The 14,805-nt window shown below is 67.4% G+C and carries 15 protein-coding genes; 4 read left to right on the top strand and 11 right to left on the bottom strand.

The annotated features are described in order from the left end of the window. Positions 1-16: 16 nt before the first annotated feature. The 5 genes from mutM to coaD form a co-directional block, all read right to left on the bottom strand. Complete coding sequence (gene mutM, locus LDO13_RS11195; RefSeq protein ID WP_224046826.1) at positions 17-1,000, bottom strand: bifunctional DNA-formamidopyrimidine glycosylase/DNA-(apurinic or apyrimidinic site) lyase; 984 nt, start codon at positions 998-1,000, stop codon at positions 17-19. Between the two features lie 9 nt (positions 1,001-1,009). After that, a complete protein-coding gene (gene rnc / locus LDO13_RS11200; protein WP_224046827.1) occupies positions 1,010-1,783 on the bottom strand; it encodes a ribonuclease III in 774 nt (257 codons plus the stop codon). Positions 1,784-1,804: 21 nt separating this feature from the next. Continuing rightward, positions 1,805-2,008 carry a 50S ribosomal protein L32 gene (rpmF, locus tag LDO13_RS11205; RefSeq protein WP_009356569.1) on the bottom strand — a complete coding sequence of 68 codons (204 nt, stop codon included), beginning with the start codon at positions 2,006-2,008 and terminating at the stop codon, positions 1,805-1,807. Positions 2,009-2,044: 36 nt separating this feature from the next. Further along, a complete protein-coding gene (locus tag LDO13_RS11210) occupies positions 2,045-2,569 on the bottom strand; it encodes a DUF177 domain-containing protein (protein WP_082492579.1) in 525 nt (174 codons plus the stop codon). Between the two features lie 203 nt (positions 2,570-2,772). Beyond that, positions 2,773-3,243, bottom strand: coding sequence for a pantetheine-phosphate adenylyltransferase (coaD, locus tag LDO13_RS11215; RefSeq protein WP_224046828.1), 471 nt, complete (start codon positions 3,241-3,243; stop codon positions 2,773-2,775). 48 nt (positions 3,244-3,291) lie between these two features. Between coaD and LDO13_RS11220 the strand changes: the two genes are divergently transcribed. The 3 genes from LDO13_RS11220 to LDO13_RS11230 are packed head-to-tail and all read left to right on the top strand — an operon-like array spanning position 3,292 to position 6,145. Continuing rightward, positions 3,292-4,149: an SDR family NAD(P)-dependent oxidoreductase gene (locus tag LDO13_RS11220; protein ID WP_224046829.1), complete on the top strand. Its 858-nt coding sequence runs from the start codon at positions 3,292-3,294 to the stop codon at positions 4,147-4,149. Beyond that, positions 4,146-5,354, top strand: coding sequence for an aminotransferase class I/II-fold pyridoxal phosphate-dependent enzyme (locus LDO13_RS11225; protein WP_224046830.1), 1,209 nt, complete (start codon positions 4,146-4,148; stop codon positions 5,352-5,354). Before LDO13_RS11220 ends, LDO13_RS11225 begins: the two co-directional genes overlap by 4 nt. Further along, positions 5,354-6,145 carry a fused MFS/spermidine synthase gene (locus tag LDO13_RS11230; protein ID WP_224046831.1) on the top strand — a complete coding sequence of 264 codons (792 nt, stop codon included), beginning with the start codon at positions 5,354-5,356 and terminating at the stop codon, positions 6,143-6,145. The genes LDO13_RS11225 and LDO13_RS11230 overlap by 1 nt, the downstream gene beginning before the upstream one ends. A gap of 138 nt (positions 6,146-6,283) precedes the next feature. On the opposite strand, the gene rsmD is transcribed toward LDO13_RS11230, so the two are convergent. The 6 genes from rsmD to rfbB all read right to left on the bottom strand — a co-directional run bounded on the left by rsmD (position 6,284) and on the right by rfbB (position 13,884). Then, positions 6,284-6,904 carry a 16S rRNA (guanine(966)-N(2))-methyltransferase RsmD gene (gene rsmD, locus LDO13_RS11235; protein WP_224046832.1) on the bottom strand — a complete coding sequence of 207 codons (621 nt, stop codon included), beginning with the start codon at positions 6,902-6,904 and terminating at the stop codon, positions 6,284-6,286. Positions 6,905-6,946: 42 nt separating this feature from the next. Continuing rightward, positions 6,947-9,205, bottom strand: coding sequence for an ATP-dependent DNA helicase RecG (locus tag LDO13_RS11240; protein WP_224049761.1), 2,259 nt, complete (start codon positions 9,203-9,205; stop codon positions 6,947-6,949). Positions 9,206-9,236: 31 nt separating this feature from the next. Then, positions 9,237-10,313, bottom strand: a complete 1,077-nt coding sequence (locus LDO13_RS11245; RefSeq protein ID WP_224049762.1) for a DAK2 domain-containing protein — start codon at positions 10,311-10,313, stop codon at positions 9,237-9,239. A gap of 22 nt (positions 10,314-10,335) precedes the next feature. Then, the gene (gene thiL, locus LDO13_RS11250; RefSeq protein ID WP_224049763.1) at positions 10,336-11,346 is read right to left on the bottom strand and encodes a thiamine-phosphate kinase; all 1,011 of its coding nucleotides are present in this window, start codon (positions 11,344-11,346) and stop codon (positions 10,336-10,338) included. 81 nt (positions 11,347-11,427) lie between these two features. Then, positions 11,428-12,882 carry a bifunctional dTDP-4-dehydrorhamnose 3,5-epimerase family protein/NAD(P)-dependent oxidoreductase gene (locus LDO13_RS11255; protein ID WP_224046833.1) on the bottom strand — a complete coding sequence of 485 codons (1,455 nt, stop codon included), beginning with the start codon at positions 12,880-12,882 and terminating at the stop codon, positions 11,428-11,430. A 3-nt stretch (positions 12,883-12,885) separates the two neighbouring features. After that, positions 12,886-13,884 carry a dTDP-glucose 4,6-dehydratase gene (rfbB, locus tag LDO13_RS11260; RefSeq protein ID WP_224046834.1) on the bottom strand — a complete coding sequence of 333 codons (999 nt, stop codon included), beginning with the start codon at positions 13,882-13,884 and terminating at the stop codon, positions 12,886-12,888. A gap of 52 nt (positions 13,885-13,936) precedes the next feature. On the opposite strand from rfbB, the gene rfbA reads away from it, so the two are divergent. After that, positions 13,937-14,794, top strand: coding sequence for a glucose-1-phosphate thymidylyltransferase RfbA (gene rfbA, locus LDO13_RS11265; protein WP_224046835.1), 858 nt, complete (start codon positions 13,937-13,939; stop codon positions 14,792-14,794). The last annotated feature ends 11 nt before the right edge of the window (positions 14,795-14,805 follow it).

The following is a 14,805-nucleotide window of genomic DNA, read 5'->3' on the forward strand; positions in this document are numbered from 1 at the left end:
GTTTTAGGGGCGCCCGCTACCAGCGTCCGTTCCGTGGCCGGGGCTGGCAGACCGGGCACGAGTAGGAAGAACGGTTCATGAACTGGTCACGCCGGAGGATGCTGACCAGGCCTGCCTCGGCGCAGCGTTTGCATTCCTTGCCCTCCCGGCCGTAGGCGTTGAGCGACCGGTCGAAGTAGCCGGACGCCCCGTTGACGTTGACGTACAGCGAGTCGAAGCTGGTCCCGCCGGCCGCGAGGGCGTCGGTCATGACCTCGCGCGCGGCGTCGAGGACCCGCCCTGCTTCAGCCCGCCGGAGGGTGTCCGTGGGCCGGGCGAAGTGCAGCCGCGCCTTCCAGAGCGCCTCGTCCGCGTAGATGTTTCCGATGCCGGAGACGAGCCCCTGGTCCAGGAGGGCGCGTTTGAGCCCCGTTTTGCGTGTCCGGAGACGGCGGTAGAACTCGTCGAAGGAGAAGTTGGGGTCCAGCGGGTCCCGCGCGATGTGCGAGGCTTCCTCGGCAATGAGCGGCAGGGGCGTTTCGGCGAGACCGCCGGGACCGCCGTCGGACGTGGGGATCAGCGAGGTGAGGAAGAGTCCGCCGAAGATCCGCTGGTCCACGAACCGGAGCTGCTCCGGCATGCCGACGGCGGGGCTGAGGCGCAGGCGGACTTTTAAGTGCTTTTCGTCCGCCACACCGGCGTCCTGCATGAGGAGCTGGCCGGACATGCCCAGGTGTGCCATGAGAGCCACGCCGGGTGCGGAAGTTTCGGCCGCGCCGCCACCAGGGTCCGCCGCGGGGGTCTCCGCAAAGGTGTCTGCCAGCGGCATCCAGAGGAATTTCCCGCGCCGGACCACGTCCAGGACCCGGGCGCCTTCGAGGTTGCCCGCGAAGTCCTCCGGGCCGAGCGCGTGGCGGCGGACGGAGCGCGGATCCACCACCTCAACAGCGGTGATGGTCCGGCCCCGCACCCAGCTCACCAGGCCGCGGCGGACAACTTCGACCTCGGGCAGTTCCGGCACGGTGCGTGCCTAGGCGCCGGTCTGGGACTGCAGCTGCTGGGCGTCGGGACCAGCGGATTCGGCCGGCGGCGCTTCCGGAGCGGCTGCTTCCGGAGTCACCGTCGACGGCGCCGACAACCGGCGCCATGCATCCGCGGCAGCTTCCTGCTCGGCTTCCTTTTTGGAATTGCCCGAGCCGGAGCCGTAGTCATTGCCGCCGATCCGAAGGATGGCTTCGAAGGTCCGGGCGTGGTCCGGCCCTGAGCCCTCGACTGCGTAATTGATCGTGCCAAGCTGGCGGCTGGCCGCCAGCTCCTGGATGCTCGTCTTCCAGTCGGTGCCGGCGCCGAGCGCGGCAGCGTCCTTCAAGAGCGGCCCGATCAGGCGCATGACCAGCTGGCGTGCCGTCTCGATGTCGTTGGAGACGTAGGTGGCGCCGATCAGCGCCTCCATGGTGTCCGCGAGGATGGACGCCTTGTTCTTGCCCTCGGTGAGCTTTTCGCCCTGTCCAAGATAGATGTATTCACCAAGACCGATGCTGCGGCCGATGCCTGCGAGAGCCCGGGTGCTCACGACGGCGGAGCGGCGCTTGGCCAGTTCCCCCTCGGGCAGGGTGGGGTTATCGCGGTACAGTGCGTCGGTGACCGAGAACCCCAGAATGGAGTCGCCCAGGAACTCGAGCCGTTCGTTGGTGGGGATGCCGCCGTTTTCGTAGGCGTAGGAACGGTGTGTGAGAGCAAGACGAAGCGTCCCGGCGTCAATAGTGACACCGAGACGCTTCAGAAGCTCTTCAGTTGAAGACATCTTAGTCAGCCAGTTGGCGGATTAGACGTCTGCGACCTTGCGGCCCTTGTATTCAAGGAACAGCGCGGTGCCAGCCGAGTCGGTAACGACCTTTGCCTGGTGCGGCAGGCTGTACGTGACCTGGCCGTTCTCGACAGTCTTCACCAGGTGGGGGGCAGTTGCCTTCCACTGGGAGCGGCGGGCGCGGGTATTCGAGCGAGACATTTTCCGCTTCGGGACAGCCACGGCTAACTCATTTCTCTCTAGTCCAACACTTACAAATCAGTTTTGCCGGTCAGGCTTAGCCAAGTCAGCTAGGGCAGCCCAGCGAGGATCTACGACCTCGTGGTGATGCCCCGGCTCGTCTTCCAGGCGAACTCCACATTCGGAGCAAAGGCCCTGGCAGTCTTCCCGGCACACCGGCTGGAACGGCAGCATGGTTACAACTGCGTCCCGCAACACCGGCTCAAGATCGATTAGATCGTGCTCGACTCGACGTTGCTCTTCTTCGTCTTCTTCATCCGAGAACTCAGCGTCCTCGTAGAAGAAAAGTTCTTGCACATTGACCTCGAGGTCATACGCAAGGGGATCCAGGCATCGGCCGCACTCGCCGGTTACTTCGACGTTCGCGGTACCTGATACCAAAATTCCTTCGTGTACGGCCTCCAGCCGCAGATCCAGCTCGACATCCGAGCCTTCCTGCACGCCAATGAGTGCCACACCAAGATCACTCGGTGCGGGTACATGTTCCGTCAGCGTCCGCATGCTTCCCGGACTGCGTCCGAGGTCCTTGACGTCGAACGCCAAGGGCGAACTAGCATCTCGTTTAATGAGAACTCCTGTTGAACATATGACCGACGTACTATCTTAGCCTGATCTTCCGGACGGACTCAAACCGGGCGCACGCCGGCGGTTCACACCGCGGACCGGCCCCGGCAAGGGCCGCGCACCGGCAGCAGGCCGCCGAGTACCGATCAAGCTTACCCTCTGCGCGGCGGGTCCTGGACCGGCTAGCCCGCGTGCAGCCGTTTCAGCACGGAACGGGGCACAAACTCGGACACATCGCCGCCCAGGGTGAACACTTCCTTGATCAAGGTCGAGGACAAGTGCAGGTAGTGGCTTTCGGCGGGCAGGAAGACCGTCTCGACGCCGGTGAGCTGGCGGTTCATCGTCGCCATCGGCAGTTCGTAATCGAAATCTGACGAGGAACGGAGGCCCTTGACGATCGCGGAGACCCCGCGCTGGCGGCAGTACTCGGCGAGGAGCCCCTCCCCCACGGGTTCCACCACAATTCCCCGCAGGGAGGCCAGGGTTTCCTTGGCCATATCGATCCGCTCTTCGAGCGTGAAGCGGTATTTCTTCGCGTAGTTCGTGGAGACGCCCACGATGACCTCGTCGAAGAGGCCCGCGGCCCTGGCAATGACTTCCAGGTGGCCGTTGTGGATGGGGTCAAAGGAGCCAGGGCATACGGCGCGTCTCATGCTCCGAACCTACCGTATCGGTGCCGCGGGCCGGGATAACATGGCGGGATGTCAGCATCGAACATTCCCTTCACCGTGTCCGGGGGCGTGGTCCTCGTGACGGGCGCCGCCATGGGCATGGGCCGCCTGTACGCCCTGCGAGCGGCCCGCGAGGGCGCCGGCGTCGTGATTCTCTGGGACGTCGACGCCGACGGCCTGGCAAAGACCGCCGCCGAGGTAACCGCCCTCGGGGCGCGCGCCGTCGTCCGGCAGGTGGACCTCGCCGACCGCGCGGCGATTGCCGACGCCGCGGCGGAGTGCGAGGCGGAAGGTGCGCTGACGCTGCTGGTCAACAACGCCGGAATCGTCCGCGGCGCGTTCTTCTGGGACCACAGCCCGGAGCGGGACATCGCCCTGACCATGGACATCAACGCGCTGGCCCCGATGTATGTCACCCACGCGTTCCTCCCGGACATGATGGCCGACGCCGGCCGGCCGCGCCGGATCCTGAACATCGCCTCCGCCGCCGGCACCGTGTCCAACCCGAGGATGAGCGTCTACGCTGCCTCCAAGTGGGCCGTCATTGGCTGGAGCGACTCCCTGCGGCTGGAACTTGAACAGCAGGGCTTCGGCCACCTTAAGGTGACCACGTTCTGCCCCAGCTACATCTCCACCGGCATGTTCGACGGCGCCCGCGGACCGCTGCTGACTCCGCTGATGACTCCTGAGGACGCCGTGGACCGGGCCTGGCGGGCTACCGTCGCCGGACGCCCGCAGCTGATCGCCCCGGCCGCCGCGCAGCTGGGCAAGGTCCTGCGCGGCCTGCTGCCGGTCCGCGCCTGGGACTTTGTGGGCGGGAAGGTCTTCGGGATCTACTCCACCATGGACAAGTTCACCGGGCGCGGCGAGAAGGCGGGCACCCGATGAACTCCCCGATGCAATTCCCGTGGCAGCGGACCGCGACCGGCGCCAACCTGCTGTCCCCGGACGGCACCCTCGGCGTGACGATCTTCGAGGAAATGACCACCCTCGCGCTCCAGACCGGCGCCATCAACCTTGGCCAGGGTTTCCCGGACGAAGACGGCCCGGTGGAGATCAAGGCTGCCGCGCAGGCAGCCATCGCCGCAGGGGCCAACCAGTACGCCCCCGGCAAGGGCGTCCTGGAGCTGCGCGAGGCGATCTCCCTCCACCAGGAGCGCTTCTACGGACTGGAACCGGACCCGCAGACCGAAATCATTGTCACCACCGGAGCCACGGAGGCCATTGCCGCCTCGCTGCTCGCGCTCGTGGGCCCGGGCGATGAGGTCATCACCTTCGAGCCGTTCTATGACTCCTACGGCGCGATCATCGGCCTCTCCGGCGCCCGCCATGTCACTGCCCCGCTGCTGGCCCCGGATTTCCTGCCGGACCTGGACGCCCTCGAAGTGGCGTTCAGCAGCCGCACCAAGGTGGTGCTGCTCAACAACCCGCACAACCCCACCGGCGCGGTGTTCCCCCGCGAGGTGCTGGAACGCGTCGTCGAGCTCGCCACCCGGTACGACGCCGTCATCATCAGCGACGAGGTCTACGAACACCTCACCTTCGGTGTCCGCCACATCCCGGTGGCCACCCTGCCGGGCGCCGCGGAGCGCACGCTGACCATCTCCTCCGCCGGGAAGACCTTCTCGTTTACCGGCTGGAAGATCGGCTGGCTCTGCGGACCGGAGCACCTGGTCTCGGCCGCCCGCACCGTCAAGCAGTTCCTGAGCTACAGCTCCGGCACCCCGTTCCAGAGCGCCATCGCGGCCGGGCTCGGCCTGCCGGATGAGTTCTACGCCGGCATCGCCGATACGCTGCAGCTCAAGCGTGACATCCTCAGCGAGGGCCTGCGCGCCGCGGGTCTGGACGTCTTCACCCCGCAGGGGACGTACTTCGTGAACGTGGACACCGCGCGGCTGGGCATTACCGACGCACTGGACCTGGCCCGCCGGCTGCCCGGGCTGGTGGGCGTTGCTGCCATTCCGGTGTCCGTGTTTTGCCATCCGGAAGGCGCCGAACGCACCCGGAGCCTGCTGCGTTTCGCGTTCTGCAAGAGGATTGATGTCCTGCAGGAAGCGGCCGAGCGGCTCGCGACTCTCCGCGACATCATCTGATGGCGGACACGCCCGCAGCCTCGCGGTTCCTGCGCACCACAGGCCAGCACGCCACGATCGAGCCCGACGCCTTCACCGAGGGCGGTTATGTGCTCAGCATCGGCGGAGCGGAACAGTCACACGTCAACCTGGCGGACCCCTCGGACATCTTCTACGAGTATCTGCGCAGGATCGGCCACGTCGTGGATCTCGCGGCGCCCTGGGGCGAACCCGTCACGGCCCTCCATCTCGGGGCCGGGGCGCTGACGCTGGCGCGGTACATCCAGGCCACCCGGCCGGGGTCCGTGCAGTACGCGGTGGAGCTGGAACGGGAACTGCTGGACTTCGTGCTGCAGCAACTCCCCCTGCCCGGCGGCACGGACCTGCAGACGATCATCGGCGACGCCCGCGGCGCCCTGGCGGAACTGCCGCCGGAGCTGCGCTTCGACGTCGTGATCCTGGACATCTTCTCCGGGCCCGAGGCGCCTGAGCACATCGCCTGCACGGAGTTCTACCTGGAGGCCGCGGCGAAGCTCAGCCCCCGCGGGGTGCTGATCGTCAACGTGGGTGACGAGCCGGGACTCACGCTAGTGCGAAGCCAGGTGGCCGCGCTGCGCCGGGCGATGGCCGATGTGGCCGCGTTTGCCGAGACCGGCATGTTCAGCGGCAGGTTTCCCGGCAACATCATCCTGACCGGGACGCAGGGACCGTGGCCGGAGATGTGGACCGCGGCGCTCACCGCCCGTGGACCGCACCCCGGGAAGGTGCTGTCCGGCGTCGCGCTGGATCCGTTCTCAGACCAGCCGGGCTGATCGGGCCGCTCCCCCGGGAGGACATGTCCAGTCCTCGCGCCCAGGACCGGGCATAAGCGGAATATGTCCATCCGCCGGCCCCGGCGCGGGGCATGTCCGGGGTCCGGCGGCAGGTGCGGCGGCTCCGCCGGGGCGGGACTAGCTCCCCTCGGGCTCCGCTGCCTGGTCCGAAGCATCCTCCGGGCCCGCCTCCACGCCGGGTTCGGCGAACCAGAGCTTGGTCTCCCCGTACTTGCGTTCCGCGAACCTCTCCAGCCCGTCCGGCCAGGACGGTTCGGGGGCCCGGGAGGAGCGCTCCACGACGACGACGGCGCCCTCGGCCAGGTGCGGGAGCAGCTTGGCCAGCACCACCGCCAGCGCCGGTTCGTCCAGGGGGTAGGGCGGATCAAGGAAGACGAGGTCCCAGAGGACCCCGGGCTGGGTCCGGTCCAGGAACGATTCGACCTTGGAGCGGTGCACGGAGACCACTTTTTGCTGCGCAACGGTGTTGACGAGGTCAGCATTGCGCTGGCAGACCTCGCTGGCCTTGCCGTCGAATTCCACCAGGTCCACGGATTTCGCGCCGCGGCTGGCGCTTTCCACGCCCAGTGACCCGGAGCCGGCGTAGAGGTCCAGCACCCGTGCGTCCGCTATGACCTCGAAGGCGTCCAGCCGGGAAAAGAGCGCTTCCTTGACCCGGTCCGTCGTCGGGCGGGTCAGTGATCCGGGGACGCTGACCAGGGTGGTTCCGCCCGCGGCCCCGGCAATGATGCGGCTCATGGCCGTGCCACCTGAGACACATGCGCGAATTCCTGGATGCTGTTAGCCGCGTTCAAGGAACGCCTCCTTTTCCGGGTTGAGGTATTCGTCGATCGCCGCGGCGAGCCCGGGATGGGAGCCCAGGGACGGGTCGCCGCCGACGATCTGCCAGGCATCCTGCCGCGCCCGCGCGATCACGTCCTCGTGTTCCAGGACCCGCAGCAGCTTCAGGGTGGACCGGCCGCCGGACTGGGACGCGCCCAGGATGTCGCCTTCCCGGCGCAGCTTGAGGTCCTCCTGGGAGAGCTCGAACCCGTCGGTCGTGGCCGCCACGGCCTCGAGCCGGCGGCGGCTCGGGTGGCCGGGTTCCAGCGTGGTCACGAGCAGGCAGGTGCCCGGCAGGCCTCCACGGCCCACCCGGCCGCGGAGCTGGTGGAGCTGGGAGATGCCGAAGCGGTCCGCGTCCAGGATCACCATGAGGGTGGCGTTGTGGACGTCCACGCCCACTTCGATCACCGTGGTGGAGACCAGCAGCTTGACCTGGTTGGCGGTGAAGGCGGCCATGGTCTCGGACTTCAGGGCCGGGTCCTGCCGGCCGTGCAACGGCGCGACGGGCACGCCGGCCAGGGCGGGTTCGTCCCGGAGCTGTTCGACGACGCCGGTCACCGACGCCAGTTCGCGCGCCCCGTTGTCGTCTTCGAGGTCCGCTGCCGACGGTTCGGCTTCCCCGGGGCTGAAGTCGCCGTCGTCGTCGGTGCCGATTTTGGGGCAGACGAGGTAGACCTGATGGCCGGCGTCGATCTCTTCCCGGGCGCGGGTCCAGATGCGTGTGGCCCACGCCGGGTGCTCCGCGAGTCCGACGACGTGGGTGGTGATGGGTGCGCGGCCGGCCGGCAGCTCGTCCAGGATGGAGGTCTCAAGGTCCCCGAACACGGTCATGGCCACGGTCCGCGGGATGGGCGTGGCGGTCATGACCAGCAGGTGCGGAGGCTTGCTCGCCTTGGACCGGAGCACGTCCCGCTGTTCGACGCCGAAGCGGTGCTGCTCGTCGACCACGATCAGGCCGAGGTCGTAGAAGGACACGTTGTCGCTGAGCAGCGCGTGGGTGCCGATGACGATCCCGGCAGTGCCGGAGGCGGCGTCCAGCATGGCCTGCTTCCGCGCGGCGGTGGGCATGGACCCGGTGAGGAGGGTGACCTGGACGGCGTCGGGGCCGGAGCCGCCCAGCAGGCCGTCCCGGGACAGCGGCCCGAGCGTGCGCCGGATCGATTCGAAGTGCTGCGCGGCGAGGACCTCGGTGGGGGCCAGCAGGGCAGCCTGCCCGCCGGCATCCACCACCTGCAGCATGGCGCGCAGTGCCACGATTGTCTTGCCGGAGCCGACTTCGCCCTGGAGCAGGCGGTTCATCGGCGAGTCCTGGGCGAGTTCCGCGGCCAGGGTTTTGCCGACGGCGGCCTGGCCGGCGGTCAGGGTGAACGGCAGCTGCCGGTCAAAAGCGGTGAGCAGCCCCTCCGCGGCGGGACGGCGGGCGGTGGCCTCCTCCGCGGCCAGCTGGGCGCGGCGCCGGGCCAGCGCCGACTGGAGCACCAGGGCTTCCTGGTAGCGGAACCGGTCCCTGGCCCGCTGCCAGTCCGGAGGCGTCTGCGGCGCGTGGATAAGCCGGTAGGCGTCAGCGACCGGCAGGAATTTCTCCCGCGCGGCGATGTCCCCCGGCAGCGGGTCCGGCAGGGTGTCGAGCTCCACGGTGTCCAGCAGGGTTGAAATGACTTTCTGGATGGACCAGCTGGTCAGCTTGGCGGTGGCCGGGTACACGGGGATGGGCATGGCGGCGAGCTTCTCCGGGTCCATCCCGGGGGTGTCCGGGTCCTCGTCCAGGAGCAGGAAGTCGGGGTTGGTCAGCCCGAGGGAGCCGCCGTAGCGGGTGACCTTGCCGGAGAACATGGCGCGGCGGCCCGGCTGGAGTTCGGCCTTGGCCCGGAAGCCGTTGAAGAAACTCACCTTCAGCGTGCCGCTGCCCATCCCGGTGCCCGCGGACGCCGCGTCGTCGGAAATCACGACGTCGGTCAGCGAACCGCGGCGGGCGCGCATGGGCCGGGTGCTGGTGGAGACCACTCGGGCAATCAGGGTCACTTCCTCGTCGAGCGGGACCTCGCTGATGGGGGTGAGTTCGCCGCGGCTCAGGTAGCGGCGGGGGAAGTAGTTCAGCAGCCCGCCGACGGTGCTGATGCCGAGGTGCTTTTCGATGACGGCCGCGGAACGCTTGCCGATCCGGCGCTCGAGGCCAAGGTGCAGTTCAGCGCTGTGCCGTTCAGCTCCGGGCATTTCAGCGTTGTGCATTTCGGCGTTGTTCGGGTCAGCGTTCATGTCCGTCGGGGACCTGTCCTGCGGGTTCACGGGCACCGGCGTCCAGGGTTCCGGTATCCAGGGGTTCAGCGTCCGGCACGGCCAGCTCGCTGATGCTGATGTCCGAGGGCACGCCGAGGGAACGGATCATGGCCACGGCCGGCTCGGCCTGCGGCACATGGACGTGGACGCGCCAGCGGTAGGCACCGGTCGCGTCGGGGACTCCGCCGACCTGGCTCATGATGACGGAGTCGCCCATTTCATCGAGCCGCTGGCGCATCATGGCGGCGTCGAGCGGGGAGAGCGTGATCGTGCACATGACTTCCACCCCCTCGTCCCGCGGCATGCCCGCGTGGATGTGCGGGTCCTGGACGTCGTAGCCGTGCAGGCCGTCCAGGAGGCGGTCCTGAAGGTCCTCGCCGAGGACCGCTGAGCGGAGGCAGTCGAGGATAAGCAGCATCCCGACACCGCCGGCATCCACCACGTGGGCGTTGTGCAGCGCCTCCAGCTGGTCTTCGGTGCGCACCACTGCCGCGACGGCGGCGTTCACAGCGGCGTCCAGGGCCAAGCCAAGGGTGTGGTTGCTGTCGTCCCCGTCGTGCGCCGAGTCCACGGCGGCCGCGGCGCGGGCGGCGGCCTCCATCACGGAGAGCATGGTTCCGGGTACCGGGTCGCTCAACGCGGACCAGGCCCGGAGCTGGGCACGGTTCAAAGCCGCGGCCAGCAGCGGTGCGCTCAGCCGCTGGTGGCCCGCGAGGGGCTCGGCTGCGGCGCAGAGGAAGACGGCGAACAGGGTCCCGGAGTTGCCGCGCGCCTGTTCCATGGCTGCCTGGCCTGCCTGGGCGAGGACGGCGCCGACGTCGTTCTGACGCGGATCCGGCGGGCCGAACGAATGCACTGACGAATCGGGGCTGATCTGGGGCAGCGCGGCGGTATCCAGGCTCTGGAGTGAGCGGGCGGCGGCGCGCACCGTCAGGTAGAGGTTGGTGCCGGTGTCGCCGTCGGCGACGGGGAAGATGTTGATGGCGTTCAGGCGGTCGCTGTGGTTTCCAAGCGTTGTTTCTGCCTTGCTCAACCACCGCTTCATCGCTTGCGCGTTGGCGGCAATTTTAGTCTGCAAAGTGATCCCATCCCACAGAGTCAGCGGGCCTTCCCGCTATTTTGACGCCCGCGCTGTCCGTTGGTGCAGGGGCTTCTACCGAGCCTATCGCAGTGAAACCGTGAGGCAGCTGAACTCCCGCGGGGAATGTGGCCAGCAGCCCGTGGTCCTCCCCGCCGCCCAGGACCCAGGCCATCGGATCTGTGCCGAGCAGCTCGGCGGCGGGCAGGAGGGGAGCCGCCAGTTCCTTCAATACCGCCGCGTCGAGGTTCAGGACGGCGCGGCTGGCGGACGCCATCCGGTTGCCGTCCCGGACCAGCCCGTCGGAAATATCGATCATGGCCGTGGCCCCGGAATCCCGGGCCAGCGGGCCCGCCGCGAGCGGAGGCTGGGGCCTGCACTGGGTGTCCATCAGGCCGCGCTGCGCCTTGCTCAGTTTCTCGACCGGGGTTGCCGACTCGAGCAGCGCGAGACCCGCAGCGGCACGCCCCACTGTGCCGGCCAGCGCCAGGGTGTCTCCCGGGCGGGCGCCGGAGCGAAGCACGGCCGCCCGGCCGCTGAGGGTGCCGAGGATTGCTACGCTGACGGCCAGCTCACGGCCCCGGCCAAGGTCACCGCCGGCCACGGCACAGTCCGGGGCGCCCAGCTCCCGGATCGCTGCCGAAAGCCCGTCAGCGAAGTCCTCCACCCAGGCGACCCGGGTTTCCGGTGGCATGGTGAGGCTGACGACGAGGGACGTGGCGCGGGCACCCATGGCGTTGATGTCGCTGAGGTTCTGCGCGCCGGCCTTCCACCCGACGTCGTAGCCGGTGGTCCGGTAGCCGTTGTTCCACTCGAGCCGGAAATCCTGGTCCGCCACCTGCGTGTCGATACTGAGGACGGTCCGGCCGTCCGGGGCGGCCACGATGGCGGCGTCGTCGCCCGGGCCCAGAATCAGGGACGGGTTGTGTTCCTGGCCGTAATGCAGGCGCGGGAAGATACGTTCCAGGAGCTCGGATTCGGAGAGCCCGCCGACGGTCAGGGGTGGGGACGTCTGTGGTGAAACGTTCAGTGGTGAGGCGGTCAGGGACGGTTCGTTCAAACGATCAGGCACAGTCCTACGCTACCGCGGCGGTGTGACGTCTGCGGTTTTTGGGCGTGTGCGGTCATCTTGGCCTACGTAGTCGCGGAGCCGTGTCGCGGCCGCGGGCGGGTGGAACCCCTGGGCTGCCAGCTTGCCGAGTTCGAGGGTGCTGTTTTGCGGCCTCGGGGCGGCACTCTTGCCTTTGAAATACTCCGTGGTGCTGACTCCGGTCACAGCCGTCCGCGCTCCCCCGGCGAGTTCGAACACATCGGCTGCGATGTCCTGCCACGACTGCGGATTCCCGTTGTTGCTTAGGTTGTAGGTGCCAAAGGGGGCGCCGGTTGCGAGCAAGTGCCGGATGCCGGCGGCGATGTCCTCGGTGAAGCTGAGCCGCCCGATCTGGTCATCGACCACCGAAGGCTCGATCGCCCGTTCGGCGAGGGAAGCCATGGTCCGGACGAAGTTGCCGCCGTCTCCGATGACCCAGCTGGTCCGCACAATGTAGTGCCGGGGAACCACACTGACCACGGCATCTCCCGCGGCCTTGGTCTGCCCGTACACCCCCAGCGGTGAAAACGGTTCGTCCTCGGTATGGACTTCAGTTGTGCCGTCGAAGACATAGTCCGAGGAGATGTGCACCAGGGTCAGGCCGTGCTCGACGGCGGTCCGGGCCAGCCGGGCGACGGCGGTGACGTTGACGGCCCAGGCGGTTTTGCGGCCCTCGGGGGTTTCGGCGGCGTCGACGGCTGTGTAGGCCGCGGCGTTGATGATCGTGGAGTAGTTTTTCCAGTTCCGCGCGGCGAAGGCATCCTCGCTGCCCAGGTCGAACTCGGCCCGGCCGGCGAACTCAACGGACGTGTCGCCGTCGTACAGTTGCCGCAGGGCCTTGCCGAGCTGGCCGTCGGCGCCGATCACGAGGGTCTTCTTCGGCGGCATCGGGGTGACGTCCGCGAGGCGCGGGTGCCCCTTGTCCTTGTCCGAGAGTTCGGCCTCGCCCAGGGGAACCGGCCACGTGATGGCTGCGGTCTCGTCGGCGAGGTTCAGGAAGGTGTACTGGCCCTGGGCGTCGGCGGACCAGTGGTCGTTGACCAGGTAGGTGTAGGCGGTGTTGTCCGCCAGGGTCTGGAAGGCGTTGCCCACGCCGCGGGGAATGAAGATGGCCTGGCTGGCGTCCAGTTCGGCGGTGAAAACTGCGCCGAACGACGGCCCCTCGCGCAGGTCAACCCACGCCCCGAAGATCCTGCCGGTGGCGACGGAAATGAACTTGTCCCACGGCTCGGCGTGGATGCCGCGGGTGGTGCCGGCCTTTTCATTGAAGGAGATGTTGTTCTGCACCGGCCGGAAGTCCGGCAGGCCGAGGGCCACCATTTTTTCCCGTTGCCAGTTCTCCTTGAACCACCCGCGGTTGTCACCATGGACCGGAAGGTCGTAGAGGACGACGCCGGGAATCGGAGTTTCGTGCGCTGTGAGCTTTTTCGAGAACTCGATCGGCATGGTCTACTGGCCCTGTTCCGTGTACCTGGCTTCCGTGGCCGCCTTCTGCGGACGCCACCAGTCCTCGTTGTTCCGGTACCAGCGAATCGTGTCTTCCAGCCCGGCATCGAAGTGCGGGAAGCGCGGCGTCCAGCCGAGTTCGTCGCGGAGCTTCGTGGAATCGATGGCGTAGCGCACGTCGTGGCCGGGCCGGTCCACGACGTGGTCGTAGTCGTCCGGCGCCTGCCCCATGAGTTTCAGGATCAGCTCCACAACGTCCTTGTTGTTCTTCTCGCCGCCGGCGCCGATCAGGTAGGTCTCCCCGATCCGGCCCTTGGCGATGATCGCCAGGACGGCGGAGGAGTGGTCGTTGGCGTGGATCCAGTCGCGGACGTTCTCGCCCTTGCCGTACAGCTTGGGGCGGATGCCGTCGATCACGTTGGTGATCTGGCGCGGGATGAACTTTTCCACATGCTGGTAGGGACCGTAGTTGTTGGAGCAGTTGCTGAGGGTCGCCTGCAGGCCAAAGGACCGCACCCAGGCGCGGACCAGCAGATCCGAGCCCGCCTTCGTCGAGGAGTACGGGCTGGAGGGGTTGTACGGCGTGTTTTCGGTGAACCGCTCCGGATCGTCGAGCTCCAGGTCGCCATAGACCTCGTCGGTGGAGATGTGGTGGAAGCGCCTGCTGTGCTTCCGCGCGGCCTCGATCAGCGTGTACGTGCCGATGATGTTCGTGTCCAGGAACGGGCGCGGATCGTGCAGGGAGTTGTCGTTGTGCGACTCCGCGGCGTAGTGCACGACGACATCGCAGCCGGCAACCAGCCGATCGACCAGGCCTGCGTCGCAGATGTCTCCCTGGACGAACTCGAAGCGCTCCGCCGGAAGGCCCGCGAGCGAATCCAGGTTTCCGGCGTAGGTGAGCTTGTCCAGGACCGTCACATGGGCGTCCGTGTTCTCGAGAACGTAGTGGACAAAACTGGCGCCGATGAACCCTGCGCCACCTGTGACGAGTAGTCGCTGCATGAGTCAGACCCTACCCGTTGCGCTTGCTCCAAGAAACATAAAGGATGTGCCCATGCGCGGAATCATTCTGGCCGGGGGAACCGGATCACGGCTGCATCCGATTACCTTTGGCATCAGCAAGCAGCTGGTCCCGGTCTATGACAAACCGATGATCTACTATCCGCTTTCCACCCTCATTCTGGCCGGAATCAGGGACATCCTGATTATCACGGCTCCCCACGACTCGGATCCTTTCCGCCGGCTGCTCGGTGACGGCTCACAATTCGGGGTCTCCATCACCTACAAGGTTCAACCGTCTCCGGACGGGCTCGCTCAGGCATTCATCCTTGGCCAGGAACACATCGGCCACGATTCCGTGGCACTCGTCCTCGGCGACAACATCTTTTATGGCCCTGGCATGGGCGCCCAGCTCGGCAGGTACGTTGGCGTGGACGGCGGGTCGGTCTTTGGCTACTGGGTCAACGATCCTGGCGCCTACGGCGTCGTCGAGTTCGACGATTCCGGCCGCGTGCTGACGCTGGACGAGAAGCCCGCGCAGCCGAAGAGCAACTACGCGGTGCCCGGGCTGTACTTCTACGACAACGACGTCGTGGAGATTGCCCGAGAGCTGAAGCCGTCGCCCCGGGGCGAACTCGAAATCACGGACGTCAACAAGGCATATCTTGCCCTGGATAAGCTGCACGTCGAGATCCTCCCCCGGGGAACTGCGTGGCTGGACACGGGCACGTTCGACGACCTCAACGACGCATCAAATTTTGTCCGGACGGTCCAGAAGCGGCAGGGACTCATCATCGGCGCACCCGAGGAAATCGCGTGGCGCCAGGGCTTCCTCAGTGACGACGAGCTGCGGGCCAGGGCCGAGCCGCTCGTGAAAAGCGGTTACGGATCCTACCTGCTGGGGCTCCTGTAGGGACTCTACTG

The sequence above is a fragment of the Arthrobacter sp. NicSoilB4 genome (assembly GCF_019977335.1).
Taxonomy (GTDB): Bacteria; Actinomycetota; Actinomycetes; order Actinomycetales; family Micrococcaceae; genus Arthrobacter.

Bases quoted from the DNA above. Each gene is read 5' to 3' on its own strand.
- rnc (WP_224046827.1), bottom strand. From the start codon at position 1,783: ATGTCTTCAACTGAAGAGCTTCTGAAGCGTCTCGGTGTCACTATTGAC.
- coaD (WP_224046828.1), bottom strand. From the start codon at position 3,243: ATGAGACGCGCCGTATGCCCTGGCTCCTTTGACCCCATCCACAACGGC.
- LDO13_RS11220 (WP_224046829.1), top strand. From the start codon at position 3,292: ATGTCAGCATCGAACATTCCCTTCACCGTGTCCGGGGGCGTGGTCCTC.
- LDO13_RS11225 (WP_224046830.1), top strand. From the start codon at position 4,146: ATGAACTCCCCGATGCAATTCCCGTGGCAGCGGACCGCGACCGGCGCC.
- LDO13_RS11230 (WP_224046831.1), top strand. From the start codon at position 5,354: ATGGCGGACACGCCCGCAGCCTCGCGGTTCCTGCGCACCACAGGCCAG.
- rsmD (WP_224046832.1), bottom strand. From the start codon at position 6,904: ATGAGCCGCATCATTGCCGGGGCCGCGGGCGGAACCACCCTGGTCAGC.
- LDO13_RS11240 (WP_224049761.1), bottom strand. From the start codon at position 9,205: ATGCCCGGAGCTGAACGGCACAGCGCTGAACTGCACCTTGGCCTCGAG.
- LDO13_RS11245 (WP_224049762.1), bottom strand. From the start codon at position 10,313: ATGAAGCGGTGGTTGAGCAAGGCAGAAACAACGCTTGGAAACCACAGC.
- LDO13_RS11255 (WP_224046833.1), bottom strand. From the start codon at position 12,882: ATGCCGATCGAGTTCTCGAAAAAGCTCACAGCGCACGAAACTCCGATT.
- rfbB (WP_224046834.1), bottom strand. From the start codon at position 13,884: ATGCAGCGACTACTCGTCACAGGTGGCGCAGGGTTCATCGGCGCCAGT.
- rfbA (WP_224046835.1), top strand. From the start codon at position 13,937: ATGCGCGGAATCATTCTGGCCGGGGGAACCGGATCACGGCTGCATCCG.